This window comes from Nisaea sp. (assembly GCF_034670185.1).
Taxonomy (GTDB): domain Bacteria; phylum Pseudomonadota; class Alphaproteobacteria; order Thalassobaculales; family Thalassobaculaceae; genus Nisaea.
The window spans coordinates 75,040-99,505 of sequence record NZ_JAXMNY010000002.1 but is presented as its reverse complement, the minus strand read 5'-3'; the positions used below and the strand labels follow the sequence as shown (position 1 = coordinate 99,505).

Here is a 24,466-nt window from a genome sequence, read left to right as displayed (position 1 = left end):
ATCCGTGGAAAACCCCGGTAGGGATGTTGACTCGATCTTTCGGCTGGGCACAGGCTTCCGGGTTTACTATTTGAGGCCGACCGATGACCGACCGTCGCTTGCTGCTCCTGAATGAGGATGACAATGTTCTGGTGTTGCGCCAGGGCATTGCCGCGGGTGAACGGTTCGATATCGAGCCGGGCCATGTGAAAACCGACCGCAGCCTCAATCTCGGCCACAAGGTCGCCCGCCGGGCTATTTCCGAAGGCGAGGAAATCCTGAAATACGGCGCCGTGATCGGCGTTGCAACCATGCCCATTGAAGCAGGCGGACACGTCCATGTGCACAATGTCCGCAGCAACTACACGCCGACATATAGCCTGCCGGAGGAGACGCGATGAGCGGCTTTACCGGATATCCAAGGAGCGACAGGCGCAAGGGTATCCGGAATGTCTTCGTCGTGGCGTATCTGGTCGAGTGCGCTCATCACGTCGCGCGCGAGATCGTGCTTGGGTTCCGAAATCACGACGTCCATCTGATCGGATTTCCCGGCTGTTATCCGAACGCGTATGCGCAGCGGATGATGCAGGCGCTCTGCACGCATCCGAATATTGGCGGGGCGCTTCTAATATCGCTCGGCTGCGAGTCCTTCAACAACCGGCTGTTGCGCGAGCAGATCGAGGCGACTGGGCGTCCGGTGAAGTCGATCACCATCCAGCAGGTCGGCGGCACACGGTCGGCGATAGCGGAGGGGACCTCCTTCATCGCCGAACATCTGCCTGCACTGGAAGACGCCGAACGTGTCCCCATGGGTGTGGACGAACTCGTGATCGGCACGATCTGTGGCGGCTCCGATGGGACGTCCGGCATCACCGGGAACCCGGCGGCGGGCCGGGCATTCGACATGCTGATCGGCGATGGTGCCGCCTGCATCTTCGAGGAAACCGGTGAGTTAATCGGCTGCGAGCATATCATGGCTGCCCGTGCCGCGACGCCGGCGCTCGCTGTCGCGCTGGAAGAAAGCGTGGCCAAGGCAGCACGTTACTACGCGACCCTCGGATACGGGTCCTTCGCGGCGGGCAATGCCACGGGCGGGCTGACGACCATCGAGGAAAAGTCGATGGGCGCCTATGCCAAGTCGGGCGCCTCGCCGATTGTCGGCTTGCTGAAGCCGGGCGACGTCCCGCCGACTGGCGGGCTTTATCTGCTCGACGTGGTACCGGACGGGGAGGTCCGGTTCGGGTTTCCGAATATCAACGACAATGCCGAAATCGCAGAGCTGATGGCCTGCGGTGCCCACATCAATCTGTTCGTCACCGGGCGCGGGTCGGTTGTCGGCTCCGCCATTTCTCCGGTCATCAAGATTTGCGCCAACCCGGAGACTTACCGGCGCATGGCGGATGACATGGACGTGGATGCCGGGCGCATTCTGGAGGGGGCGGCGGAGCTGGACGATGTCGGAGCTGAAATCCGGGATCTGGTGCTGGCCGTTGCGGATGGCGCGCGGACCCGGTCGGAGGAACTCGGGCATCAGGAGTTCATCCTGACCTACAAGTCATTCGAGCCGATCGGACCGGCCTGTCTGCCGGCGGCGGAATAAGAACAAGAAACGGAAAATCCGGGGAGAATACATGTCTGCCACGTCGATCACGGAGCGGTTGGAGAATTGCTATACGGGTGTCGTTCACGACGTCATGCGGGCAATGGGCCTGAAGGACTTCACCCTGCCGCCTGAACTGCGCCCGATCATGCCGGAAAAGGCGATGGCCGGCCCCGCCTTCACAATTCTCGGCAAGGTCGACCCGACGGTCGACGCGCACGAGACGCTGCTCGCCTGGACCGGGCTGTTGTCGAAAGCGCCGGCCGGTTCCGTCTGGGTCAGCCAGCCGAACGACCGGGTGGTCGCCCATATGGGAGAATTGTCGGCCGAGACACTCAAGGACAAGGGCGTGCGCGGCTGTGTTGCCGACGGGTTCGTCCGGGATGTCAATTTCCTGCTCGATATCGGCTTCCAGTCCTGGTCGCGCGGCTTCACCCCGCGGGACATCGTCGGCTGGTGGTTGCCGGCGGCGACCGATGTCGATGTTCGGATCGGCGATGTGGTGATCGAACCGGGCGACTACATGCTGGGAGACCGCGACGGGCTTATCCGCGTGCCGTCTGGAATCGTCGAGGAGGTTGTGGAGAAGGCCGAGGCTGCGATCACGACCGAGAACAAGGTCCGCACCGCGATCCTGAATGGAACCGATCCACAGGAAGCTTACCTCAAATACGGAAAGTTCTAAGCCGCGACGGCTTTCCTCTCAGGCAAATCCACCCGTCAATTGACAGTTGCCTTCGCCACACCCACGTCTGCTGCTTCTTGGGGCGATCAATCGGGATGGATCATGGCTGAACTCGACGGGAAGGTTGCGATCGTGACCGGGGCGTCCGCTCCGCGCGGGATTGGGCGGGCTGTTGCCCTGCGTCTGGCGGCGGAGGGGGCTTCTGTCATCGTCAGCGACATCGGGATACCTGAAACATCGAACCGGCTCGCGGATATCGTCTCGGAGATCGCGGCTACCGGGGGGGCGGCACTGGCTGTCGCGGTCGACGTTACCCGGAAATCAGATATCGAGACCGCGGTGAAGCTGGCGAGGGAGCATTTCGGCCGCATCGACATTTTGGTGAACAATGCGGGCTCCCTGAGCGGGTCGGCGCCTTTCCTGGAAACAAAGCCGGACGAATGGGAAGCGAGCTTTGCCGTGAACCTGCTAGGCCCGGCCATGTTCACCCAGGCGGTGATCCCGGAGATGCAAGCGTCCGGTGGCGGCAGCATCGTCAATATCGGCTCCACCGGCAGTCTCGGTGCCGATGCCGGATTCGGCGCCTATACCACCATGAAACACGGGCTGGTCGGTCTGACCAAGACGGTCGCGGCGGAGTTCGGCGTCGATGGCATTCGCTGCAACGTGGTCTGCCCCGGCTTCATCGCAACGGACATGCATGCGGCGGCGAATGAACGTTTGGCCCGTGAAAGCAGCCGCCCGATCGATGATGTGAAGCTGGAGCGCTACAAAACGGTAGCGATGCGCCGGGCCGGGGAGCCGGAAGAGGTGGCTGAAGCCGTTGCGTTTCTGGCCGGGCCCCGGGCGGAATATATCACCGGGATCGCCATGCCGATCAGCGGCGGAACGCCGGTCGGGCTCTGAGGGGAAATCGCGCCGTTAGCGCTCGCGGGAGATTTACGAAGAGCGCCTTTGCCGGTCCCGGCTGCCAGCGTTCCTCGATCTCGAACCCGGCAGTGTCATCCAGGCCGAAGAGCCGGGACCTTTTCGAACATCGATCCCGGTCTTCCGGGAGATCCTGGGTCAGGCCCGAGAAGACGGCGAAATGCGATGTTGGACCTAAAACTCCCACCCGCTTGCCGCAGCGAGCTGGGACTGCTGGACGCCGATCAGGATCAGCGTTCCTCCGTCGGAGAGGGTCAACACGGTGCTGCCACCGCTCTCCGTGGCCGTGTAGCTGAGCCCGTCCGTGAAGCTTAGCGCATCGGCTCCAACCTCGTAATCCGTCACCACGTCGTCGCCACCCCCAAAGTCGTAGACGAAGGTGTCCGCACCGTCGCCACCGTTGAGCGTGTCGTCGCCCTTGTTGCCGGCCAGCAGGTCGTCGCCGGCACCGCCAGACAGGGAGTCATTGTCCTGACCGCCATAGAGCTGGTCGTTGCCGGTATTGCCGGCAACCAGGTCTGCGCCCTGGTTGCCGTAGACGATATCGCTGTTCCGGCCGCCAAAGAGCGTGTCCTCGTTCTCTCCGCCCGAGAGAGTGTCGCCGCCCTTGTTGCCGTAGAGCACGTCCGCGTCGTTGTCGCCCCGGACCGTATCGGCGTCCTGGCCGCCATAGAGTGTGTCCATGCCGCCGCCGCCGAAGAGCGAGTCCTGGCCCTGGTTGCCGTAGACGACATCCTCGCCCCAGCTGGAGCCGACGGTGTCGTTGCCGCCGCCGCCGGCCAGCGTATCGTCCTCGGCGCCGAGCGAGATGAACTGCACCGCATCGTCGCCAACGACGTAGTTCTGCCCGGCCCCACCGGTGACCGAGGCATTTCCGACGATGGCCGCGAACTCGATATTGTCGAGCTGCAGGGTCGAGCCGGAAGGCAGACCCGAAGTATCGATGACGAAAGCCTCTGTGTAGATGGATTCACCCGTCGAGCCGATGAACTGGACCGTCTGCGCCCCGGTTTCGGTGGTTGCGAAGCTGATCGAGCGCACATCCACGGACATGGCGTCGGTGTAATGGTCGAAGAAACTCTGGCCGTGGCCGTCGAGCAGGCTCTTGCTCGCCGGGTCGGCGCCGCTGTCCTGGATCTGCCCGGCCAGCGTGCTCCGGGCGAGGGAACTGACCTCGGCGCTGGCCGGGCCGGAGATGGTCAGCGACATGTTGTCCGGAAGGACGACGGTCACGACGTTGCCGTTGCCGGTATTCTCGATCAGCGTCCCGCTGGCGGCCTCGCCGGAATTGTTCACCAGCGTGCGTCCGGTGGCCGAACCGGCGAGGTCTTCCGACGACCGGTTGGTTACGGTGAGACCGCTGCCGCTGTCCGGTGTTTCCGATGATACCGAGACGAAGTTGCCGTCGCTGTCGAGCTTGAGCAGGAAAACATCGGTCGACCCGGCGCTTGTCAGGTTCTCGGTCCCGGATCCGGGGTCAAAATCAGCTATGTCACGGAAATATCCCGTGACATAGCTGTTGCCGCTGCTGTCGACCTTGATCGATTCGCCTACGTCCTCTGATGCTCCGCCGACGCTTTTGGCCCAGACCAGATCGCCGTTGCTGCCGTATTTGGCAATGAAAACATCCTCAAGCCCGGCGGCTGTCAGGTTCACGGTCCCGGCGCCGGGATCGAAATCCGCCGTGCCGGAGAAACTCCCCGTGACGTAACTGTTGCCGCTGCTATCGACCTGAATCGATCGGCCATAGTCACTGAGTGTGCCGCCGACATTCTTTGCCCAGAGCAGGTCGCCGCCGTTGTCATACTTGGCAATGAAGACGTCGCTCGACCCGGCGCTGGTCAGGTTCGCGGTCCCGGCGCCGGGGTCGAAATCCGCCGTGCCGTTGAAGTATCCCGTGACATAGCTGTTGCCGCTGCTGTCGACCTGGATCGAATGACCTCGATCGGTGTTTGTCCCGCCAACGTTTTTTGCCCAGGCCAGATCGCCGCTGCTGTCGTATTTGGCAATGAATACATCTTCCGATCCGGCGCTTGTCAGGTTGGCGGTTCCGGCGCCGGGATCGAAATCCGCCGTTCCCTGAAAGCGTCCGGTGACATAGCTGTTGCCGCTGCTGTCGACCGTGATTGAATGGCCCAGGTCGGCATTCGTCCCGCCGACGTTTTTTGCCCAGAGCAGGTCGCCGCTGGCGTCGTACCTGGCAATGAATACATCTTGCCCGCCGGCACTGGTCAGGTTCGCGGTCCCGGCGCCGGGGTCGAAATCCGCCGTGCCACCGAAATCCCCCGTGACATAGCTGTTGCCGCTACTGTCGATGGCGATCGACTGTCCTGTGTCAATAGATGTACCGCCGACATTTTTTGCCCAGAGCAGGTCGCCGCTGCTGTCGTACTTGGCAATGAAAACTGCGTCGAAACCCGCGCTTGTCAGGTTGGCGGTCCCGGCGCCGGGATCGAAATCCGCCGTGCCGCTGAAGTATCCCGTGACATAGCTATTGCCGCTGCTGTCGACCTGGATCGACTCGCCTCGATCAATGCTTGTTCCGCCGACGTTTTTTGCCCAGAGCAGGTCGCCGCTGCTGTCGTACTTGGCAATGAAAACATCGTCGTTGCCCGCGCTGGCCAGGTTCGCAGTCCCGGCGCGGGGGTCGAAATCCACCGTTCCCTGAAAGCGTCCCGTGACGTAGCTGTTGCCGCCGCTGTCGACCGTGATTGAACGGCCTTGGTCACCACCTGTTCCGCCCACTCCGTTCGCGAATTGCACCATGGGAACTCAATCCAGTCGTACGATTGTTCAATCAGTTCGCTGCGTTCGGGCGGCGCGACGGTCCGGGGCCGTCTCTGCAGCACGGATCTTCGCCGCTTCCGCGAGTGGATCGCCGGATCAGGGTGAAATGACCAAACGGGCTTCACACCGCGGCGTGGACACGGGAACCCCCCCTGAGATGCACCGGTGGGGCGATGAGCGGGAAACTCCTCTTGGCTCTCATCTCAGGTCTCCCGATTGCTGTTACCGGTATGTTGTCAGTGGTTTGGGTGGAAAAGTCGGTTGAGAAGGCCACCCATTTCCCGAACAAGGTTGTCGAACATTCGAATCGAATGGGCACTTTATATTCACATATATGAATAAATAAAAATTATTCAATTCATTCGAATGGCGATCAATTCCTGATCGATTTTTGGCGCGCCGGACCGATGGCGTGAGCGCGTTCACGCTGACGGGAAAACAGTGACTGTGATTCGATGCGGACGGGATATCGGCGGATGCCTGGCGGGCCGGCGGGACCAGGCGGCCTACGAGCACAAACTGGCCCTGATCCGGCCGTATCGGTCATCTGTCTCTCCCCGTTTGCGGGGCCTTTCTGTGGTCAATCGGGCGTCCTGTCGAGAGGGGAATAATGGAATAGAGCCGAAAAGTCGGAACGGGCGCATCGGCGCCGTGTCAGCGCTCTGTTCCGGCCCGGCGCACCTCGTTCAGTGCCATGTGTTTATATACATCGACGAGTTTCGCGCCTTCATCCGGGCCCATCGAGATCGCGAGCCGCATGGTCGACTCGCCGAGATGCATGATCAGGAAGCATGCCATGGCGGCCCTCTGTCTGTCGCGGTCCGGCGCCACACGGCAAAGCGCCTCGGTCAGAACCTCGCCGCTCTTCCGGCTCTCCGCGATCTCCAGGTCTCTCAGGGTCTTGTCCGCGCCCATAGCGGAATTGATGTCCCGGATGACCGGTTCCGCCCGGAACAGGCCGAAATAGACGTCGATCAGCTCGTTCAGCGCATCGCAGAGCGCGTCGAGCGTTTCCGCTTCCGCCAGCCCGTCCTTTATGCATTTGAGGCACTCCGCACCGTAATGCTCTGCGAGTGCCCGGATGATCGCGCTTTTGTCCGGAAAATACTGGTAGAGCGAGCCGATGGAGACGCCCGCGAGCCGGGCCACCTCGCTCATCGTCATCGCTTCGCTGCCCTTCTCTGCGATCACTTTGATGGCGCAGTTCAGCATGTGCTCGACACGTGCGCGGCTGCGCTCCTGATTGGGCATGCGCCGGAGCGAGATGTGCTCCAGCGCGACGTGCGACATATCCGGCAGTTCTTTCGTCATAAGTTCTTTCGATATAACCACTCCGTGAACTCAGCCCGCATCAGAGCAAATTTCGTTGACTTGGTAAATGTGAGAGTTTATCAGATTTAAAAATATGAGCATTCCTCACATTTATGGAGAGCGTGATGAACAGATATGACGAGACGGCACCGATCCTGGTGTTGGGCGGGACGGGAAAGACGGGGCAACGGGTGGTGAGACGGCTGATCGAGCAGGGGCAACCGGTTCGCATCGGCTCCCGTGAAGCAGCGCTGCCGTTCGACTGGGACGCGCCGGAAACCTGGGCGCCTGTGGTCGAGGGAACACGGGCCATCTACATCGCCTATCATCCGGATCTTGCTGTTCCTGGCGCTCTGAAAACGGTCGGCGACTTTGTCGAGACGGCGCTCCGCGCAGGTGTGAAGCGCATGGTTCTTCTGTCCGGCCGGGGCGAGGAAGAGGCCGAGCAGACGGAACAGATGCTGATCTCCTCGGGCGCCGACTGGACCATCGTCCGGGCGAGCTGGTTCTTCCAGAATTTCAGCGAGACCTTCCTGGCCGATGCCATCAATACGGGCGAGGTCGCGCTGCCGATCGGCGATGTGAAGGAGCCGTTCATAGACGTCGAGGATATCGCCGATGTGGCGGCGGCGGCCCTCACCGATCCCGCACATATAGGCAAACTCTATGAGGTCACCGGCCCGGAGCTGCTGAACTTTTCCGAAGCCGTTGCCAGTATCGCAGCTGCATCGGGGAGGCCGATTCGATACCGGCAGATCCCGGCGGCAGATTACAAGGCCGCGATGGAACAGGCTGGCGTGCCGGAAGATATGATTTCACTCGTCCTTTACCTCTTCACCAACGTCCTGGACGGTCGCAATGCCAATGTGACCGATGGTGTAAGCCAGGCGCTTGGCCGTCCGCCTCGTCGTTTTACAGATTATGCGAAGCGGACCTCACTGACCGGCATCTGGGGTGCTCAAACGGCTGCACTGGCCTGAGGGCTGGATTGCCAAAACCGTCCCGCGCCTGAATGAAAACCCCGCGACAAAATGCGTCGCGGGTTTTTCATTTGTCGTGTGAAGGATCAGGCGCACATTGACAGCATGGTTAATCCGAAGCTTCTCAGCGTCGCGACCGCCGTGCCCCGTCACCGCCTGTCGCAAGCCGATGCCCTTGCCCATGCCCGCCAGATCTTCGAAGAGCGGGTGCCGGCCTTTGCCCGCTTGGCGCCGGTCTATGGCAATGCCGGGGTCGAGACGCGCTACCTGTCCGTACCGCTCGACTGGTTCGCCAGGCCGCGCAGCTGGTCCGAGGCGAACCGGATCTATCTCGAGGTCGCCGAGGACCTTCTGGCCGAGGCCGCAGGCCGGGCACTGGAGCAGGCCGGTCTCGCCGCGTCGGACGTGGACACGCTGATTGTTGTCTCCAGCACGGGCATTGCGACACCGAGCCTGGACGCGCGGATGCTGCGGAGGCTGGTTTTCCGGGACGATGTGAAACGGGTGCCGCTGTTCGGGCTTGGCTGCGCCGGTGGTGTCCTCGGCCTTGGCCGGGCGGCGCAGTTCGCTGCGAGTGGGGACGGGGAGACGGTCCTATTGCTGGTGGTCGAGCTGTGCAGCCTGACCTTCCGCTGGTCCGACACCGGTAAATCCAATCAGGTCGCGACCGCGCTCTTCGGCGATGGTGCAGCGGCGGCGGTGCTGCGCGGCGCGCGCGACGAGGATGGCGCGGCTGTCACGGCCTGGGGTGAGCATACCTGGCCGGACTCCCTCGACGTCATGGGCTGGTCGGTAGAGGAGGACGGTTTCGGCGTGATCTTCAGCCCGCGTATTCCGGAGATCGTCCGGACCGGAATGCGGAGCGAAGTGGACCGGTTTCTGGCCCTTCACAAACTGAGCTTGTCCGACATTGACCTGTTCGCCTGCCACCCGGGCGGCGCGAAGGTTGCGGCCGCTCTGGAGGAAGCCTTCGATTTGCCTGAGGGCGGGCTTGAGGATTCCCGGTCAGTGCTGCGGGACTATGGAAATATGTCGGCGGCGACCGTGTTCTTTGTATTGGAGCGTATGCGGGCGGATGGAATAGATGGCCAACGGGTGCTGGTGCAGGCGCTCGGCCCCGGTTTCACTGCCGGTTTTGCCGTGCTGGAAGGGTGAGCGGGATGGAATTGGGATGGGCGCAATGGACGGCGCTGGTTGTGGCGGGGTTGCGCCTGGCTGAACTGGTCTACGCCCGGCGCAACTTCGCGCGTCTGATCGCGCGGGGCGGGCAAGAGCATGGTGCCGGGCATTACCCGCTGTTCGTCCTGCTGCATGGAAGCTGGCTGCTTGCCCTGTTCTTTCTGGTGCATGAGGCAAAGGCGCCAAGCCTGTCATTGCTCGCTGTTTTCGCCGCCCTGCAGGTTGTCCGCGTCTGGATCATCGCCAGCCTCGGGCCATACTGGACCACGCGGATCGTCACCCTGCCGGACGCGCCACTGGTCCGGCGCGGGCCGTACCGCTTTCTCCGGCACCCGAACTACCTGCTTGTCGCGGTGGAAATCCCGCTGCTGCCGTTCGCCTTCGGCGCCTGGGACATCGCCGTGTTGTTCGGTGCCACCAACCTGGCCCTGCTGGCCTATCGGATAAAGGTTGAGGAAGCGGTTCTTGAAGAACGGCGCACGCTGTAGGCAATTCCCAAATCCCTCACCCCGCTTTCCGGCCGGGATGACGATCGGTGAATTGCAGAGTGATTCACTACTGAAGAATCTCCCTTATCCTGAAGTTACTTAAATTTGAGTATAAACTTATTCATAATCGCGCTATAGTTGTGCCTCTCATTAAGAGGAGGGTGAGATGACGTTAAAACTCATATCAAACGTGTTCGGCGTAGCTGCTGTTTGTGCCGCTGCAGTGAGTGGATTGCCCCGGACGGCATATGCGCAACAGCTTCTATGCTCGGGGTCGGAGGGAGTGGGCCAGGGACTGCAGTTTGTGATCCCGGCTTCCGAGGCGACATCGGCGGAGGCAACCCGCGAGCTGTTCTCGGATTTTCAACAAAACCGGCATACGGCGACGGTTTGCCTCTGTCAGGGCAACGGCACGCAGGTGAGCTTCAATATACAGCTGATCGATCCGTCAAATAGTGTGAGCGAGGGGACGTTGCGTGTGTCCTCAGGCTCGTGCGGAACCGTCCAGTCCGTTGGTTTTGTGAAGGCACAGTTGCCGCAAGGCGGTCAGACCGTTCGCGGAGTGATCTACGTTTCCGACGATGCGGAATAAGGCGTAGTGATAGGACCACCGCCGCTCCTCCACCCGGAGCGGCGGTGGTCTGTTTCGACGTATGGAAAGCGGGCTCAGAACCCGGCATCGCCTTCCCAGTATTTGTCGTTCAGATTGCGCATCAGTTTGTCGTGGCTCTTTTCCAAGCAGCCGCGCAGGCGGACGTTGTAGCCCTGATCGCCATAGGCCTTGCAGCGCGCGTAAGCGTCACGGGCGGCCTCGATGCCCTGCGGCGCGAACTGCCGCAGATTGGCGGGCGTAGTCGCCTTGTCCCAGATGCCGCCCCGGAGGGCTTTCCCTGCATACCCGTCCGCCGGCAGCAGGTTGATCATCCGGGAGATCAGCGCGCCGCTGTCGGCACGGGGGGAGCCATTCTCGAAATAGCCTTCCGCCAGTACCCGCTTTTCGCCGAGCGCTGTTTCCAGGTCCTCTTTGCTGGGACGGGCGGCGACGGTCGGCTCGGAGCGTGGCAGCAGGGAGACCCGGCGCGGCACACTGAGGGAGATCGAGGCCGCATCCAGAGCGGCGAGCCGCTCAGCACCCATGGAGATCCGGACCGAGGTATAGGCGCCGGTGCTTTCGAAATGCAGCAGGCCGGCGGCGGAGAATTCGGCGGTGCTGCCGTCCTTCTTCACGACCACCATGGTGATATCGCCTTCTCCGGCGACGTCATAGACATGGCCGGCATCCGGTTTCGGACGGTGCTCCTGCAGGCAGAAGGCAGAGAAGAATCCGGTGCAGGTGCCGTCCGTGCAATTGAGCGGGACGGGGAGCTTGGTGGCGATGAGGCCGAGCACCTGGGGCAATTTGGTCTGGGCCGCGCTGGCCTCGGCTTTGCTGCTGGCGATACCGGCGGCAAGGCCCAGACAGAGGGCGAAAGACGCAATGTGTCGGAACATGGCTGTTTCCTCCGGAGCTGGCCGGTCGGTCCCGCAACCATGAAGGCCGGGACATCCGGCTTTATGCGTTGAGGAAAGCATCTCACTCGGCGCGCATCGGTTCAATTGCCGATTTGACCGCTCACGCGGATGGGAAGCCCGTGCCGGTTGCCGGGGCAGGCTGTGTCGCAGGCTCAGCAAGGGATTGCGCCAGATCAAAATCTGGCTCAAGGGCGACAACAGATGACGCGCATTTGAAAGTTCACACTTCCAATCGTGCTCATATCAATTCAGCGAACGAATTTTTGGAGGATACGAGATGGCCGCTGAAGCTCGGGATCTCGAAGGAGCCGGTAACGGTATTGATGCTTCTGGGGAAGCCCGTGGCCGTCGCGGCCGCAGCGGCGGCGGACGTGAAGCCCGCCGCGCCTCCCGGTCCAGATCGACGCAGGTGCAGGCGCCATACATCACCCGCAACGTGCCGGTGTATGAAATCCTCAGCGAGGAAGGTCTCGAAATCATCGAGGCCAATGCCGAGACCATCATGGAAGAGGTCGGCATCGAGTTTCAGGATGACGAGGAAGCCCTCGCCCTGTGGCGCGATGCCGGTGCGGACGTGCAGGGCACGCGGGTGCATATCCCGCGCGGTCTTGCCCGCACACTCTGCGCGACGGCACCCTCCACCTTCACGCAGCATGCCCGCAACCCGGCCCGGTCGGTCGAGATCGGCGGCAAGAACACGATCTTCGCGCCAGTCTACGGCCCGCCTTTCGTCAGCGATGTGGATGGTGGCCGCCGCTATGCGACCATCGAGGACTTCCAGAATTTCGTGAAGCTGACCTATATGCTCCCGTCGCTGCACCATTCCGGCGGCACGGTCTGCGAGCCGGTCGATCTGCCCGTGAACAAGCGGCATTTCGACATGGTCTATGCCCACATGAAATACAGCGACAAGCCGTTCATGGGCTCCGTTACCGCGCCGGAGCGGGCGCAGGATACGGTGGACATGGCGAAGATCCTGTTTGGTGCCGAGTTCGTCGAGAACAACACGGTCTGCACCAGCCTGATCAACGCCAACTCGCCGATGGTCTGGGACGGCACCATGCTCGGCGCGCTGAAGACCTATGCCCGCAACAATCAGGCCTGCATTACGACGCCTTTCATCCTCGCGGGCGCCATGTCGCCGGTGACGGTGGCGGGCACGCTGGCCCAGACCCTGGCCGAGGCAATGGCCGGGATCGCCTTCGCCCAACTCGTGCGGCCGGGCGCGCCGGTGATCTTCGGCTCCTTTGCCAGCTCCATCTCCATGCAGTCCGGCGCCCCGACCTTCGGCACGCCGGAGCCTGCCATGGTGCTCTATGGCTGCGCCCAGCTCGCCCGGCGCCTCGGCGTCCCGTTCCGCTCCGGCGGCTCGCTCTGCGGCTCCAAGACTCCGGACGCGCAGGCGGCCTACGAGTCCGCGCAAACCCTGAACCCGACGGTGATGGGCGGCGTCAATTTCGTGCTGCACGCGGCCGGCTGGCTTGAAGGCGGTCTGGTGGCCTCCTACGAGAAACTGCTGATGGATGCGGACCAGCTCGCCATGATGCCGACCCTGCTTGGCGGCGTCGATCTGACCGAAAACGGCCAGGCCATGGACGCGATCCGCGAGGTCGGCCCCGGCAAGCATTTCCTCGGCTGCGCCCATACCCAGGCGAATTTCGAGAACGCCTTCTTCCGCTCGAAGGTCGCCGACAACAATACCTACGAGCAATGGTCCGCCGAAGGCTCTCGCGATGCCTATCAGCGCACCGGCGACCGGGTGAAGACCATGCTGGCGGAATACCAGGCACCGGAGATCGATCCGGCGGTGGACGAGGCGCTGGTCGAATTCATGACCAAGCGGAAAGCATCGTTCCCGGACTCGATGGTCTGATCTGATTGAGGCCGGCGCGGCGGCCTACCAGCCGTTGCGCCGGTCCCAGCGGGCGATGATTTCGTCCGAGCCTTCCTCGAACACTTCGTAAATCTCGTGAGCGGCAACCGTCATGCAGACATGATTCGGCAGGACGCGGACGCGGGCGCCGATGGGGAGCGTCTCAAACAGCGCCGGGTCGGGCAGGTGGACTTCGCCGTGCTCCTGATGCGTGCCCCGGATGGTGAGGCCATGCAGAGGTCTGCCGGTTTCGAGGTCTGCCAGCAGGCCGAAACCCTTATCGCCGTCCTTGCCGAGGGCTTCGGTCGAGCGGTCCTTGGAGAGGGCGATGCCGCCCGCATCCAGGATCAGGGTGCCGCGCGCCTTGTTGTGTGAGATGACGCTGGCGACGACGGATGACGCGATATCGTCGATGCCGTGGGAGCCGATGCCGGCCTGGAACAGATCGCCGAGCGTATAGACGCCGGGGCGCATTTCGGTGACGCCGTCGAGGTGATCGGCATAGAGCGCGGTCGGGGTCGAGCCGACGCTGACGATCGGGCAGGCGATGCCGTCCGCCCGGATCAGCTCCGCCGCCGCGACGGCCGCGTCCCGTTCGACGCTGGCGACGGCTTGCATGTCTTCCGGCGTTCGGCCGCGATAGGAATGGCCGGCATGGGTCATCACACCGGCGAGACGCGCGCGCGGGGAATTGTCGAGAATGCGGGCGATGGCGATCAGGCGATCATTGTCATGATCCACACCCGTGCGGTGCTCGCCACAATCCACCTCGATCATGACCGCGTGAGTGCCCGGATGGGCGGCAATGGCCTCTGCCACCTCCACACTGTCGATCAGGATCTTCAGGTCCGCGCCCCGGGCCGTCAGCGCGGCGGCGCGGTCCAGCTTCGAGGGCGGGATGCTGACGGCATAGAGGATGTCGGCAAAACCGTGTTCGAACAGATATTCCGCTTCCGCCAGCGTGGAGACGGTGACGCCGCCGGTCTTGCCCGTCTGATCAGTCTGCCCCGCCGTTGCGATCTTCGCGATCTCCGCAGATTTGCCGGTCTTCATATGCGGGCGCAGGGCCACGCCAAGCGTAGCGGCACGCGCGCTCATGCGGGCACAGTTTCGCTCCACCCGGCTCTTGTCGAGGATCAGGCAGGGGGTCTGGAGATCGGAGAGTTTCATGGTGGCTCGCGGGGGTTGGTGTCGGCGGGAGGAGCAGCCTAGTGCCGCCGGGCCGTTCAATCAATAAAACGGCGAGGAAGGGACTAATCGAATGCTTCTGCACTTTACGGAGTTTTGTTTTCAATCAAACCGATATGGGCTTGTATGGCATCGGGTCCGGCCTTGCGGGAGCTGTCTGGGAAATGCGTGCGGATGAGGGCGATAATTCAAATCCATGGCTGAGACGAACCTGAAAGAAAAACTGGAACTTCTTTACACCGGTCGGAGCCGTAGGGCGGTTCTGTTCCGCTACGCGCTCATTGCTTTTGATATTTTCACGATTGCCTTCTTTATCGTCACGATCCCCATGGCGCCGTCGACCAAGATATTCCTGATCGATGTTGCGGTCGGGTTACTGATTTTTGGCGATTTCATGGCCCGGCTCTGGATTGCGCCGAACAAGGTTCGCATGCTCCGGCAAATCTACACGATCGCGGATGTTTTCGTGATCCTGTCACTGCTGCTGGCGCCGATCTTCAGCCAGAGCTTCGCATTCCTGCGTATTCTCCGGGCGCTTCGGCTGCTGCATTCCTATCACGTGCTGCGTGATCTTCGATCCGAAACCCCGTTTTTCCGCCGAAACGAGGACGTCATCCTCGGCGCGGTCAATCTCGGTGTGTTCGTGTTCTTCGTTACGTCGCTGGTGTTCGTGCTGCAGTTCGGCGCCAATCCGGGGATCGAGGATTTCATCGCCGCACTTTACTTCACTGTGTCCGCGCTCACGACGACGGGGTTCGGCGATATCGTCCTGACCGGAACGACCGGGCGATTGCTTGCGATTGTCATCATGATCGTCGGCGTGGCTCTGTTCCTGCAACTGGCCCAGGCAATTTTTCGGCCGCGGAAGGTGTCCTATACCTGCCCGTCATGCGGTCTGAACCGGCATGAGGAAGATGCGGTTCACTGCAAGCATTGCGGTGAGCCGCTGAAGATTGAAACAGAAGGCAGCAATTAGTCCGTTTCAATGGATCGGCGACATTGATCCTGAAAGCGCCGGTCGCGCAGTAAGCCTAGGCAGCGGCCACTTCCTTGCGTTTCTTCAGTTTGTGCCCGACTTCAATGATGGCGTTGATCGCGGGAACCAGTTCCAGACCGAGATCCGTCAGCGCGTATTCAACCGATGGCGGGGAGGTTGGCTTGACCGTGCGGGAGATGACACCGTGCTGCTGCAGGTCCTTCAGCCGTGCCGTCAGCATTTTCGACGAGACTCCGGGGATATCCGACTTCAACTCGCTGAAGCGGCGCGGGGTCTCGCTCAGATACCAGATGACGTTCGGCGCCCAGGCGCCGGAGATAATACTGAGGCAGGTTCCGAGTGGGCACTCCTCCGGCGGCGGGGTGACCGTGTTCTTCCGCATCTTCAGGGCCATGGCGGGATTACCTTTTGGTGTGCTGGTTACCAAGCCGTAACAGGATAATAAGATTACCAAATGTAACTTGATTTACAATAGTAACCAGTGGCCCTAGGTGAAGAGCGTCATCGCAGCAGGAGGAGCGCAGAATGACGTTCACCCAAGACGCCGTTGCCCGGCTGGGCATCCGGCACCCGATCATCCAGGGGCCATTCGGCGGCGGCCTTTCGACCGTCGAGTTGGCGGCCACGGTCTCTAACAGGGGCGGGCTTGGTTCCTACGGAGCCCATATCACCGCACCGGAGGAAATTGGCGCGCTCACGCATGAGCTTGCAAGCGCCACCGCCAAGCCATTCGCACTCAATCTCTGGGTATCGGATCACGATCCGGGCGGGGAGCATCTGAGCGATGCCGGTTTCGAGCGGCTCTATCCGGTCTTCGCGCCCTATTTCGAGGAGCTCGGGCTGGCCAAGCCGACCCCGCCGGAACGTTTCCACCACCGCTTCGAGGACCAGATTGAAGCATTGCTGGAGGCGCGTCCTCCGGTGTTCAGTTTCGTTTTCGGTATTCCATCCGGGAAGGTTCTGGAGGAATGCCGCAGACTCGGTATCCGCACCATGGGCGCGGCGACCACGCTGGCCGAGGCGGAAGCGCTGGATGCGGCCGGCGTCGATCTGATCGTTGCTACGGGGCTTGAGGCCGGCGGGCATCGGGTCTCCTTCCTGAAATCCGCGGAGGAAAGCCTGACGGGAACCTTCTCGCTGACGCAGGTCGCCGCATCTCATGTCGAGGCGCCCGTGATCGCCGCTGGCGGTATTGTCGACGGACGCGGTATCCGTGCGGCGCTGACGCTCGGCGCCGGGGCGGCGCAGATCGGCACCGCCTTTCTTGCCTGCGCCGAATCCGGCACCAATCAGGCGCACCGGGACATGCTCTTCACCGATGCTGCCCGTGATACGGCTCTTACCCGCTCCTATACCGGCCGACTGGCCCGGGGCATCCGGAATCGCTGGATCAACGAGATGGCGGAACGGGAGAGCGCGCTGCCGCCATTCCCGGTGCAGAGCTGGTTCTTCGGCGCCATCAAGGCCGCCGCGCTCAGGCAGGGGAGGGACGATCTGGTCTCGCTCTATGCTGGCCAGTCAGCGCCGAACCTGAAACACCGCTCGGCCATCGCGTTGATGGATGATCTGACCGGCGATCTCGACTCCGTCCGCGTCGCCTGAATGCCGCGGGACACCCCTGCTGTCGGATCGGCTCATCCATTGCCGCAGTGTGCGGCGCCGATCCGGCGGTTTTATCCAGAGGAGACCAAGACAATGAAGCTCTATTATATCCCCGGCGCCTGTTCCCTCGCGTCTCATATCATCCTGCACGAGACTGGAGCCACCGTCGATATCGAGAAGGTCGACGGCGCCACGCATAAAACCGAAACAGGTGCCGATTTCTACCAGGTGCACCGCAAGGGCTACGTTCCCGCTCTGCAGCTCGATGACGGGGAGGTGCTGACCGAAGGTGCAGCCATCCTGCAATATCTCGCGGACACCTCCACCAGGACAGAGTTGTCCCCGGCGCAAGGCAGTATCGAGCGGGCCCGGTTGCAATCGCAGCTCAACTTCGTTTCCGCGGAGTTGCACAAGGCGTTCGGCCCGCTGTTCAAGAAGGACTCAACCGAGGGTGAGAAAACCGCCGCGCGCAAGAAGGTGGCCCTGCGTCTGGATGACGTGGAAGCGGTGCTGTCCGACGGGCGGGCATACTTCCTCGGCAAGGATTTCTCGATTGCGGACGCTTATCTCTTCACCGTCACCAACTGGACCAACCCCACCGGCCTCGGGCTCGGCGAACGACAGAACCTGGCTGCCTATATGGGCCGGATGGCAGAGCGTCCGTCGGTGCAGGCAGCAATGCAGGCTGAGGGTCTGATCGGCAAGGCTGCCTGATCAGGCTCCGGCTATCGTGGCGAAGGTCTCGTTACTGATCCATCCGGTGGCGAGACCTTCCGCCCAATCAGGACGTCCGCGCTCCATGGCAAGTGTCGCCATGTCCAGATGCGCGTAGGGGACGTGGCGGTGGGTGACGGACCAGCCCTCCGGCCGTTTTTCCAGAATGGCGTAGCTGGCGTGGGGCTTTCCGGCCTGCACCTTGTGCGGTATGGGCTCGAGGTCGATATAGGCCGGGCAGCCGACAGAGCCGGGATTGACGATCAGGCGCCCGTCTGCGAGGGCCACCGTTCGCGGCAGATGGGTATGGGCGCAGAGGATCAACGGTTGCGTGATGCCTTGCGCACGCGCTTCGATGTCGGTGAGCGCCGCGCTGCGAACCCTTCCGTCCGGGGTTACCTGCTCCAGCCAGTAGGTGTTGTCGTCTTCCGGCGTGCCGTGACAGAGGAAGACTTCGTCGCGCCAGACCATGGTTGCCGGAAGCTCCCGGATCCAGTCGAGCGTTTCCGTCGCCAACTGGTCATAGGCGAGGCGGTCGGACGTCCCCATATCCTCGGGGGCGCGTTCGATGAGCCAGCGATCGTGATTACCGCGGATCGAGACGGCGTCGATGCCGCGCAGCAGTTCCGCGGTGCCTTCGGCATCCAGCGGGCTGCTGAAAAAGTCACCGAGATTGACGATGTCGGAAATCCCCTCGGCCTTGATGTCGGCGAGGACGGCTTCCAGAGCGAGGCTGTTTCCGTGGATGTCGGCGATGGCGGCGAAACGCATGGCGGGGCTCCTGTCGGATCTATGCGGCTGCGACTGTAGCGGACGTGGCGGGGACCGTGTCACGGCTCGGGCTGACGCCGAACCGTCGGCTGTAGTCGCGGCTGAACTGGGTCGGACTTTCATAACCGACGGCGAAGGCGACCTCCGAGACGGAGAGTTTTCCGCCATAGATCAGCCGGCGCGCTTCCAGCAGCCGGAGCTGTTTCTGGAATTGCAGCGGGGCCATCTGGGTGATGGATTTGAAATGCGCATGGAAGGACGACGGGCTCATCCCGGCAGCGTCGGCCAGTGCGGCGACTTTCAGCGGGGCGGTGATGTCCCGGCGGATCAGCGCGATGGCTTTCGCGATCCGGCTGGCGTGACTTTCCGAGCGGGCTAACAGGCGGACCATGCTGCCGTGTTCCGCCGTCAGCAGCCAGTAGTGGATCTCGCGCTTGATCAGAGGCGCCAGAATGGCGGTGGCTTCCGGCCTGTCCGTCAGGGCGAACAGGCGAGCCATCGCATCTTCGATCTCGGGCGGTGTCCGGCCGGCCGCGATTGTCCTGCCGTTGGTGTCGGATGATGTTGGCTCGGTGCGGATCTCCCGCACCAGCTCACGCAGCAGTGCCGTATCCAGCGCAAGAGCCAGGGCAGCGTAGGGCGCTGCCGGGCTGGCCTCGACGATCCGGCTGTTCAGTACGACGTCATGGCTGACGATCAGCGATTGCCCAGCGCTGAATGTGACTACGGCGTCACCGAAGCAGGCTTTTTTCGCGCCCTGTAGAACCAGACAGAAGATCGGCTGATAGCAACAGGGCTCCAGTATCGTCGGCTGGCGGCTGCGGATCAGGCTCAGGCCGTCGATCACGGTCGGCCACGGCCCGGCGCCGGCACCCTCCCTGTCCGCATAATCCGTAACGGCGGTGATCAGGGGGGCGAGATCTTTCGAAGCATCTTTCTGCATCGGTTACAGGGTGGGCCAGTCCGGCGCCGGGATCAATGCGCCTAACCGTTAAATTTGGAGAATCGGGCAGATCATTCGGAGAAAGCGGCAGGCCGCGACGCTTCCGTGTTCCCACCTCCGGGTCATCGCAGACTTTCCGGAGACAGAGCATGACGACCGAACGAAAAATCGCCCTGATCACAGGGGGCAGCCGAGGGCTTGGCCGCAATAGCGCAATCCACCTTGCCGCCAAGGGCATCGACACGATCCTGACCTACCGCGCGGACAGAGCGGCGGCGGATGAGACCGTCGCCGAAATCGGGAAGGTGGGCGGTACGGCCGTTGCCCTGCAGCTCGACACGGCGGAGGTTGGCGGCTTCGACGATTTCGCCTCCCGTCTCGCGGCGGCGCTGAAACAGACATGGGGGCGGGAGCAGTTGGACTTCCTGGTGAACAATGCCGGCTCCGGCGTCTTCAAGCCTTTCGCGGAGACCACGGAAGCGGATTTCGATGCCATGTTGAACGTGCATCTGAAGGGTGTTTTCTTCCTTACGCAAAAGCTCGCCCCGATGATCGCGGATGGCGGCCGTATCCTGAACATCTCGTCCGGCCTGTCCCGCTTCGTCGTGCCGGGCTTCGCCGCCTATGCGACGATGAAGGGCGGGATGGATGTGCTGACAACGTATATGGCGAAAGAGCTGGCGGAACGGCAGATCACCGTGAACGTGCTTGCGCCGGGCGCCATCGAGACGGATTTCGGAGGCGGTATGGTGCGCGATAATGCGGAGATGAATGCCCATATGGCCTCGACCATCGCGCTCGGCCGGGTCGGGCTGCCGGACGATATTGGTGGTGCCGTCAGCAGTTATCTGGCAGGCGATTTCGGCTGGATGACGGCACAGCGGATCGAAGTGTCCGGTGGTCAGCTAATCTAAGTGGCTGGAATACGGGCGGAAGCACTGCTTCCGCCCGCTTTGGGCTTAACCTTGAGGCTCGATCCGGACGCCGAATTCCAGCCCGGCATCTTCCAGATACATCCAGAGATACTCGGCGAAGCTGGCGCGGACGAGAATGTCGTAGGTCGGTGTCTCGTCGGTCTGGTCGAACAGCACGGTGATCCGGCCGAGATGGCTTTGCACGCACTGGCCGGGGCCGAACTCGCGGGGATGCAGGTCGATGGCGCAGCCCTTGATCATCACATCGCGGGCATGCCTGCCGGAGAGCCGGATCAGCGTGTAATGCTCGGTCACCTCCGTGACGGCGGCATGCAGCCCGGCGACGGCTTTCGTCAGCGTGGCGGCGAGGCCAACATCGTCACTATAGACCATCCATTCGTTCGGGCCGGTCCAGAGCACACGGGCGGTCTTCGATCTGGCGACGGTGCCTGGCTTTGCCGGCGGCTCGACACCGAGAACCTTCTTGGCAGCGGCGGTGAACTTCTTGTCCGACGTCAGGCCGCGCAGCACCAGTCTGGTCTGGAACGGGATCTCGGTCAGCGTGACCCCGGCATCAGACGGGCCGCCGATGACGATGTCGAGCGGGTCGAGCGCGGTGCGGGCGGTGAGGGTTTCCAGATCAGCCATTGATCCGCTCTCCTTCCAGATCAAAGAACCGGGGTTCGGTCACCCTGACCTTCACGACCTTGTCCTCAAGCGGGACATGCAGGGTCTGGCCGTGCCGGGCATGACCGCCCTTGATAAGAGCCATGGCGATGGAGCGGCCGCAATTCGGGCTGTAATAGCTCGAGCTGACATGGCCGAGCATTTCCATCGGCGGCTCTGGCTTCAGTTTTTCCACCACATGGCCGCCTTCCGGCAGCACTGTCTGCGGATCGTCCGTTAGCAGACCGACCAGTTGCTTGCGGTCCGCCGAGGCCATCGACTCACGCTCAAGGGAGCGCTTGCCGACGAAGTCCGGCTTCTTCTTCGAGACGATCCAGTCCATGCCGAGATCGAGAGGGTTCACCGTGCCATCGGTTTCCTGACCGACGATGATGAAACCTTTCTCGGCCCGCAGCACGTGCATGGTCTCCGTGCCGTAAGGCGTGATGTCGAACTCCTTGCCGGCCTCCATCAGGGCTTCCCAGAGGGCCAGGCCGTAGCGAGCCGGGACATTGATCTCGAAGGACAGCTCACCGGTGAAGGAAATCCGGAAAAGCCGTGCCGGGATACCCGCAACGGTGCCTTCCTTCATATCCATGAAGCCGAAGGTCTCGGCGGAGAAGTCGATGTCGGTGCAGAGTTTCTGCATGACCGCGCGGCTTTTCGGGCCGTTGATCGCCACCACGGACCATTGCTCGGTCACACTGGAGAAGAAGACCTTCAGGTCCGGCCACTCGGTCTGGTGCCATTCCTCCAGCCAGGACAGCACGTTCGCCGCGCCGCCGGTTGTGGTGGTCATGTGATAGTGGTTTTCGCCGATGCAGGTGGTCACACCGTCATCCATCACCATGCCGTCTTCCTTCAGCATCAGCCCGTAGCGGCAGCGGCCGACATCAAGCTTGAGCCAGGCGTTCGTGTAGATGCGGTTGAGGAATTCGGCGGCGTCCGGGCCCTGGATATCGATCTTGCCGAGGGTCGAGGCGTCGAGGATACCGCAGCCGTCGCGCACGGCCTTGACCTCGCGGTCGATGGACTGACGGAAGGTCTCGCCCGCCTTCGGGAAATACCAGGCGCGCATCCACTGGCCGACATGCTCGAACGTGGCGCCGTTGGCCCGGGCCCATTCGTCGATCCGGGTTTTCCGGATCGGCTCGAACAGCTTGCCGACATTCCGGCCCGTATAGGCGCCGATGGTGGCAGGCGTGTAGGGCGGACGGAACGTGGTGGTGCCGACCGAGGGGATCTCGGCGGCGAGCACGTCCGACAGGATGGCCAGCGCGTTGACGTTGGAGGTCTTGCCCTGATCCGTGCCCATGCCGGTGGTGGTGTAGCGCTTCAGATGCTCGACCGAGCGATAGCCCTCGCGGGCGGCGAGCTGCACATCGGCGGCGGTCACGTCGTTCTGGAAATCGACGAAATGCTTGCCCCTGCGGCCGAGCCTGGCCTTGCCCGGCGCGATCCAGAGCGGCCGCAGGCTGCCCTGTTCCGGCTCGGTGGCTTTCGGGGCGGCTGGCGCTCGGCCCTTGTGTCCGGCCTCGCGGGCGGCTTCGGCGCCGAGTTTGACGCCTTCCTTCAGGCTGTCTGCGAGAGTCATTGTGCCGTTGCAGGCACCGGCGCTGGCAAGCGCCTGGCTTGCCGTGCCGGGGATGAACGCCGCCATCTCCGTATCCCAGGTGAGTTTTCCCTTGGACTGGGAGAACAGGTGGACCGTCGGGTTCCAGCCGCCGGACATGGCGATCAGATCGCAATTGACCGATTTGGCTGTGCCGGTGACGCCTGTGCCGTCCGCGTCGAGCTGCATGACCTCAACACCGGACACTTTCTGCGATCCCTGCACCGAGACGATGCCGTGGTTCTCGTAGACGGTTATGCCCTTGGCCCGAACCGCGTCGGCCAGCGGGCCGGTGACGGATTTGCGGACATCGACGATGGCTGCGACCCGGCCGTGCCCCTCTTCAAGGGCGAGGGCGGTGCGGTAGGCATCGTCGTTATTGGTGAAGATCACAGCCTTGCGGCCCGGCAGTACGCCGTACCGGTTGACGTATGTGCGCACAGCCGAGGACAGCATGACGCCCGGACGGTCATTGTCCGTGAAGACCAACGGCCGTTCGAGGGCGCCGGTCGCCAGCACCACGCGTTTCGCCCGGATCTTCCACAGCCGCTGGCGCGGAGTATGTTCCGGCGCGGCGCCGAGATGGTCGCTGACCCGCTCCAGGCCGGTCAGATAATTGTGATCGTAATAGCCGGTTATGGTGCAGCGCTTGACCAGAGTGACCTCCGGCATCGCTTCCAGCTCGGCGACGGTTTCCTCGACCCAGCGGGCAGGCTCCTTGCCGTCGATTTCGCAGTCGCTCTCGGACAGCAGTGAGCCGCCCCAGTCCGCCGTCTCGTCCGCCAGGATTACCCGGGCACCGGTCTTGCCGGCTGCAAGTGCTGCCGCGAGACCGGCCGGGCCGCCGCCGACAATCAGCACGTCGGCATGGGCATGGACCTTCTCATAACGGTCCGGATCGCGATCCGGCGGCGCCTTGCCGAGACCGGCGGCATGCCGGATGACATGCTCGTATTTGAGCCACAGAGAAGCCGGCCACATGAAGGTCTTGTAGTAGAAGCCTGCCGGGAACAGCCGGTGGAAGACGGAGTTGATGGCGCCGACATCGAACTTCAGGTTCGGCCAGCGATTCTGGCTGGCGGCTTCCATGCCATCGAAGACCTCGATCTGCGTTGCCCGCAGGTTCGGCTCCGACTTGTTGCCGCTGCCGAGCTGGATCAGGGCGTTCGGCTCTTCCGAGCCGGCGGCGAGGATGCCGCGCGGACGGTGATACTTGAAGCTGCGGCCGATCAGGTGAACGCCATTGGCGATCAGGGCGGAGGCAAGCGTGTCGCCCTCATAGCCCTCGTAGCTTTTGCCGTCGAAGGTGAAGCGGACCGGCTTGGAACGGTCGATGCGCCCCTTGTCGCGGATCCGGAAAGACTGCCCGCTCATGTGCCCGACACTCCCGCTTTCGCGTTCTTCTCGGCCGCGCTCTGGCGCCGCCAGTTGCCTTCATAGGCCTTGATGCCCTCAGCACTCTTCGGCAATGCGCCCATCGGATAGATCTCGATGATCTCGTCGGTGGCGGTGTTGCGCACGACGTTGAACCACTGCCGGCAGCCGGCGCTGTGCGACCAGCGCTCCAGGAACGGACCCTTGGCGTTCTGCTTCAGGAACAGGTATTCGGCCCATTCTCCGTCGCTCAGATTTTCTGGTGTCAGCGGGCGCAGGATGTGAGCCTCGCCGCCATAATGGAACTCATTGTCGTCACGCGGGCCGCACCAGGGGCAGGTGATTTGCAGCATGTCTCGTCTCC

23 protein-coding genes are annotated in these 24,466 nt (G+C 62.7%); 13 read left to right on the top strand and 10 right to left on the bottom strand.

Annotation, left to right across the window (positions count from 1 at the left end; all coding sequences use genetic code 11):
• The first annotated feature begins 83 nt into the window (after positions 1–83).
• From VOI22_RS10030 to VOI22_RS10015, 4 genes are all read left to right on the top strand, one after another.
• Positions 84–380: a UxaA family hydrolase gene (locus VOI22_RS10030; protein ID WP_323796384.1), complete on the top strand. Its 297-nt coding sequence runs from the start codon at positions 84–86 to the stop codon at positions 378–380.
• Positions 377–1,579 carry a UxaA family hydrolase gene (locus VOI22_RS10025; RefSeq protein ID WP_323796383.1) on the top strand — a complete coding sequence of 401 codons (1,203 nt, stop codon included), beginning with the start codon at positions 377–379 and terminating at the stop codon, positions 1,577–1,579. Before VOI22_RS10030 ends, VOI22_RS10025 begins: the two co-directional genes overlap by 4 nt.
• A 31-nt stretch (positions 1,580–1,610) precedes the next feature.
• Entirely contained in the window at positions 1,611–2,264 is a 654-nt protein-coding gene (locus VOI22_RS10020) for an RraA family protein (protein ID WP_323796382.1), read from the top strand.
• 102 nt (positions 2,265–2,366) lie between these two features.
• The gene (locus VOI22_RS10015; protein ID WP_323796381.1) at positions 2,367–3,170 is read left to right on the top strand and encodes an SDR family NAD(P)-dependent oxidoreductase; all 804 of its coding nucleotides are present in this window, start codon (positions 2,367–2,369) and stop codon (positions 3,168–3,170) included.
• A gap of 195 nt (positions 3,171–3,365) precedes the next feature.
• Here VOI22_RS10015 and VOI22_RS10010 read toward each other — a convergent pair whose 3' ends face one another.
• Together VOI22_RS10010 and VOI22_RS10005 are read right to left on the bottom strand one after the other, a co-directional pair.
• Positions 3,366–5,957, bottom strand: a complete 2,592-nt coding sequence (locus VOI22_RS10010) for an SBBP repeat-containing protein (protein ID WP_323796380.1) — start codon at positions 5,955–5,957, stop codon at positions 3,366–3,368.
• Between the two features lie 675 nt (positions 5,958–6,632).
• The gene (locus VOI22_RS10005; RefSeq protein WP_323796379.1) at positions 6,633–7,289 is read right to left on the bottom strand and encodes a TetR/AcrR family transcriptional regulator; all 657 of its coding nucleotides are present in this window, start codon (positions 7,287–7,289) and stop codon (positions 6,633–6,635) included.
• Positions 7,290–7,414: 125 nt separating this feature from the next.
• On the opposite strand from VOI22_RS10005, the gene VOI22_RS10000 reads away from it, so the two are divergent.
• From VOI22_RS10000 to VOI22_RS09985, 4 genes are all read left to right on the top strand, one after another.
• Positions 7,415–8,269: an NAD(P)H-binding protein gene (locus VOI22_RS10000; RefSeq protein WP_323796378.1), complete on the top strand. Its 855-nt coding sequence runs from the start codon at positions 7,415–7,417 to the stop codon at positions 8,267–8,269.
• Between the two features lie 105 nt (positions 8,270–8,374).
• Positions 8,375–9,424, top strand: coding sequence for a type III polyketide synthase (locus tag VOI22_RS09995; RefSeq protein ID WP_323796377.1), 1,050 nt, complete (start codon positions 8,375–8,377; stop codon positions 9,422–9,424).
• A gap of 5 nt (positions 9,425–9,429) precedes the next feature.
• The gene (locus VOI22_RS09990; protein ID WP_323796376.1) at positions 9,430–9,936 is read left to right on the top strand and encodes an isoprenylcysteine carboxyl methyltransferase family protein; all 507 of its coding nucleotides are present in this window, start codon (positions 9,430–9,432) and stop codon (positions 9,934–9,936) included.
• Positions 9,937–10,102: 166 nt separating this feature from the next.
• Positions 10,103–10,528, top strand: coding sequence for a hypothetical protein (locus VOI22_RS09985; protein WP_323796375.1), 426 nt, complete (start codon positions 10,103–10,105; stop codon positions 10,526–10,528).
• A gap of 74 nt (positions 10,529–10,602) precedes the next feature.
• Here VOI22_RS09985 and VOI22_RS09980 read toward each other — a convergent pair whose 3' ends face one another.
• Positions 10,603–11,427, bottom strand: a complete 825-nt coding sequence (locus VOI22_RS09980) for a hypothetical protein (RefSeq protein WP_323796374.1) — start codon at positions 11,425–11,427, stop codon at positions 10,603–10,605.
• A 298-nt stretch (positions 11,428–11,725) separates the two neighbouring features.
• Here VOI22_RS09980 and VOI22_RS09975 point away from each other — a divergent pair, with 298 nt between their 5' ends.
• A complete protein-coding gene (locus VOI22_RS09975; protein WP_323796373.1) occupies positions 11,726–13,321 on the top strand; it encodes a trimethylamine methyltransferase family protein in 1,596 nt (531 codons plus the stop codon).
• A gap of 24 nt (positions 13,322–13,345) precedes the next feature.
• On the opposite strand, the gene VOI22_RS09970 is transcribed toward VOI22_RS09975, so the two are convergent.
• Positions 13,346–14,491 carry an alanine racemase gene (locus VOI22_RS09970; protein ID WP_323796372.1) on the bottom strand — a complete coding sequence of 382 codons (1,146 nt, stop codon included), beginning with the start codon at positions 14,489–14,491 and terminating at the stop codon, positions 13,346–13,348.
• Positions 14,492–14,705: 214 nt separating this feature from the next.
• Here VOI22_RS09970 and VOI22_RS09965 point away from each other — a divergent pair, with 214 nt between their 5' ends.
• A complete protein-coding gene (locus VOI22_RS09965) occupies positions 14,706–15,485 on the top strand; it encodes a potassium channel family protein (RefSeq protein ID WP_323796371.1) in 780 nt (259 codons plus the stop codon).
• Between the two features lie 55 nt (positions 15,486–15,540).
• Here the strand turns inward: VOI22_RS09965 and VOI22_RS09960 are convergent, their stop codons facing one another.
• Entirely contained in the window at positions 15,541–15,900 is a 360-nt protein-coding gene (locus VOI22_RS09960) for a helix-turn-helix domain-containing protein (protein WP_323796370.1), read from the bottom strand.
• Positions 15,901–16,031: 131 nt separating this feature from the next.
• Here VOI22_RS09960 and VOI22_RS09955 point away from each other — a divergent pair, with 131 nt between their 5' ends.
• On the top strand, positions 16,032–17,108 hold the full coding sequence (locus VOI22_RS09955) for a nitronate monooxygenase (RefSeq protein ID WP_323796369.1): 1,077 nt from the start codon (positions 16,032–16,034) through the stop codon (positions 17,106–17,108).
• Between the two features lie 93 nt (positions 17,109–17,201).
• Positions 17,202–17,822 carry a glutathione transferase GstA gene (gstA, locus tag VOI22_RS09950; RefSeq protein WP_323796368.1) on the top strand — a complete coding sequence of 207 codons (621 nt, stop codon included), beginning with the start codon at positions 17,202–17,204 and terminating at the stop codon, positions 17,820–17,822.
• Here gstA and VOI22_RS09945 read toward each other — a convergent pair whose 3' ends face one another.
• On the bottom strand, positions 17,823–18,593 hold the full coding sequence (locus VOI22_RS09945) for a metallophosphoesterase family protein (protein ID WP_323796367.1): 771 nt from the start codon (positions 18,591–18,593) through the stop codon (positions 17,823–17,825).
• Positions 18,594–18,612: 19 nt separating this feature from the next.
• Entirely contained in the window at positions 18,613–19,536 is a 924-nt protein-coding gene (locus tag VOI22_RS09940) for an AraC family transcriptional regulator (protein ID WP_323796366.1), read from the bottom strand.
• Between the two features lie 149 nt (positions 19,537–19,685).
• On the opposite strand from VOI22_RS09940, the gene VOI22_RS09935 reads away from it, so the two are divergent.
• Entirely contained in the window at positions 19,686–20,450 is a 765-nt protein-coding gene (locus VOI22_RS09935; RefSeq protein WP_323796365.1) for an SDR family NAD(P)-dependent oxidoreductase, read from the top strand.
• Between the two features lie 45 nt (positions 20,451–20,495).
• Here VOI22_RS09935 and VOI22_RS09930 read toward each other — a convergent pair whose 3' ends face one another.
• Genes VOI22_RS09930 through VOI22_RS09920 form a run of 3 tightly spaced genes read right to left on the bottom strand, consistent with a single transcriptional unit; the run spans position 20,496 to position 24,455 of the window.
• Positions 20,496–21,098, bottom strand: coding sequence for a sarcosine oxidase subunit gamma (locus tag VOI22_RS09930; protein WP_323796364.1), 603 nt, complete (start codon positions 21,096–21,098; stop codon positions 20,496–20,498).
• On the bottom strand, positions 21,091–24,102 hold the full coding sequence (locus VOI22_RS09925; RefSeq protein WP_323796363.1) for a sarcosine oxidase subunit alpha: 3,012 nt from the start codon (positions 24,100–24,102) through the stop codon (positions 21,091–21,093). Before VOI22_RS09925 ends, VOI22_RS09930 begins: the two co-directional genes overlap by 8 nt.
• Entirely contained in the window at positions 24,099–24,455 is a 357-nt protein-coding gene (locus tag VOI22_RS09920; protein WP_323796362.1) for a sarcosine oxidase subunit delta, read from the bottom strand. Before VOI22_RS09920 ends, VOI22_RS09925 begins: the two co-directional genes overlap by 4 nt.
• Positions 24,456–24,466: the final 11 nt, after the last annotated feature.

Bases quoted from the DNA above. Each gene is read 5' to 3' on its own strand.
- VOI22_RS10030 (WP_323796384.1), top strand. From the start codon at position 84: ATGACCGACCGTCGCTTGCTGCTCCTGAATGAGGATGACAATGTTCTG.
- VOI22_RS10025 (WP_323796383.1), top strand. From the start codon at position 377: ATGAGCGGCTTTACCGGATATCCAAGGAGCGACAGGCGCAAGGGTATC.
- VOI22_RS10020 (WP_323796382.1), top strand. From the start codon at position 1,611: ATGTCTGCCACGTCGATCACGGAGCGGTTGGAGAATTGCTATACGGGT.
- VOI22_RS10015 (WP_323796381.1), top strand. From the start codon at position 2,367: ATGGCTGAACTCGACGGGAAGGTTGCGATCGTGACCGGGGCGTCCGCT.
- VOI22_RS10010 (WP_323796380.1), bottom strand. From the start codon at position 5,957: ATGGTGCAATTCGCGAACGGAGTGGGCGGAACAGGTGGTGACCAAGGC.
- VOI22_RS10005 (WP_323796379.1), bottom strand. From the start codon at position 7,289: ATGACGAAAGAACTGCCGGATATGTCGCACGTCGCGCTGGAGCACATC.
- VOI22_RS10000 (WP_323796378.1), top strand. From the start codon at position 7,415: ATGAACAGATATGACGAGACGGCACCGATCCTGGTGTTGGGCGGGACG.
- VOI22_RS09995 (WP_323796377.1), top strand. From the start codon at position 8,375: ATGGTTAATCCGAAGCTTCTCAGCGTCGCGACCGCCGTGCCCCGTCAC.
- VOI22_RS09990 (WP_323796376.1), top strand. From the start codon at position 9,430: ATGGAATTGGGATGGGCGCAATGGACGGCGCTGGTTGTGGCGGGGTTG.
- VOI22_RS09985 (WP_323796375.1), top strand. From the start codon at position 10,103: ATGACGTTAAAACTCATATCAAACGTGTTCGGCGTAGCTGCTGTTTGT.
- VOI22_RS09980 (WP_323796374.1), bottom strand. From the start codon at position 11,427: ATGTTCCGACACATTGCGTCTTTCGCCCTCTGTCTGGGCCTTGCCGCC.
- VOI22_RS09975 (WP_323796373.1), top strand. From the start codon at position 11,726: ATGGCCGCTGAAGCTCGGGATCTCGAAGGAGCCGGTAACGGTATTGAT.
- VOI22_RS09970 (WP_323796372.1), bottom strand. From the start codon at position 14,491: ATGAAACTCTCCGATCTCCAGACCCCCTGCCTGATCCTCGACAAGAGC.
- VOI22_RS09965 (WP_323796371.1), top strand. From the start codon at position 14,706: ATGGCTGAGACGAACCTGAAAGAAAAACTGGAACTTCTTTACACCGGT.
- VOI22_RS09960 (WP_323796370.1), bottom strand. From the start codon at position 15,900: ATGGCCCTGAAGATGCGGAAGAACACGGTCACCCCGCCGCCGGAGGAG.
- VOI22_RS09955 (WP_323796369.1), top strand. From the start codon at position 16,032: ATGACGTTCACCCAAGACGCCGTTGCCCGGCTGGGCATCCGGCACCCG.
- gstA (WP_323796368.1), top strand. From the start codon at position 17,202: ATGAAGCTCTATTATATCCCCGGCGCCTGTTCCCTCGCGTCTCATATC.
- VOI22_RS09945 (WP_323796367.1), bottom strand. From the start codon at position 18,593: ATGCGTTTCGCCGCCATCGCCGACATCCACGGAAACAGCCTCGCTCTG.
- VOI22_RS09940 (WP_323796366.1), bottom strand. From the start codon at position 19,536: ATGCAGAAAGATGCTTCGAAAGATCTCGCCCCCCTGATCACCGCCGTT.
- VOI22_RS09935 (WP_323796365.1), top strand. From the start codon at position 19,686: ATGACGACCGAACGAAAAATCGCCCTGATCACAGGGGGCAGCCGAGGG.
- VOI22_RS09930 (WP_323796364.1), bottom strand. From the start codon at position 21,098: ATGGCTGATCTGGAAACCCTCACCGCCCGCACCGCGCTCGACCCGCTC.
- VOI22_RS09925 (WP_323796363.1), bottom strand. From the start codon at position 24,102: ATGAGCGGGCAGTCTTTCCGGATCCGCGACAAGGGGCGCATCGACCGT.
- VOI22_RS09920 (WP_323796362.1), bottom strand. From the start codon at position 24,455: ATGCTGCAAATCACCTGCCCCTGGTGCGGCCCGCGTGACGACAATGAG.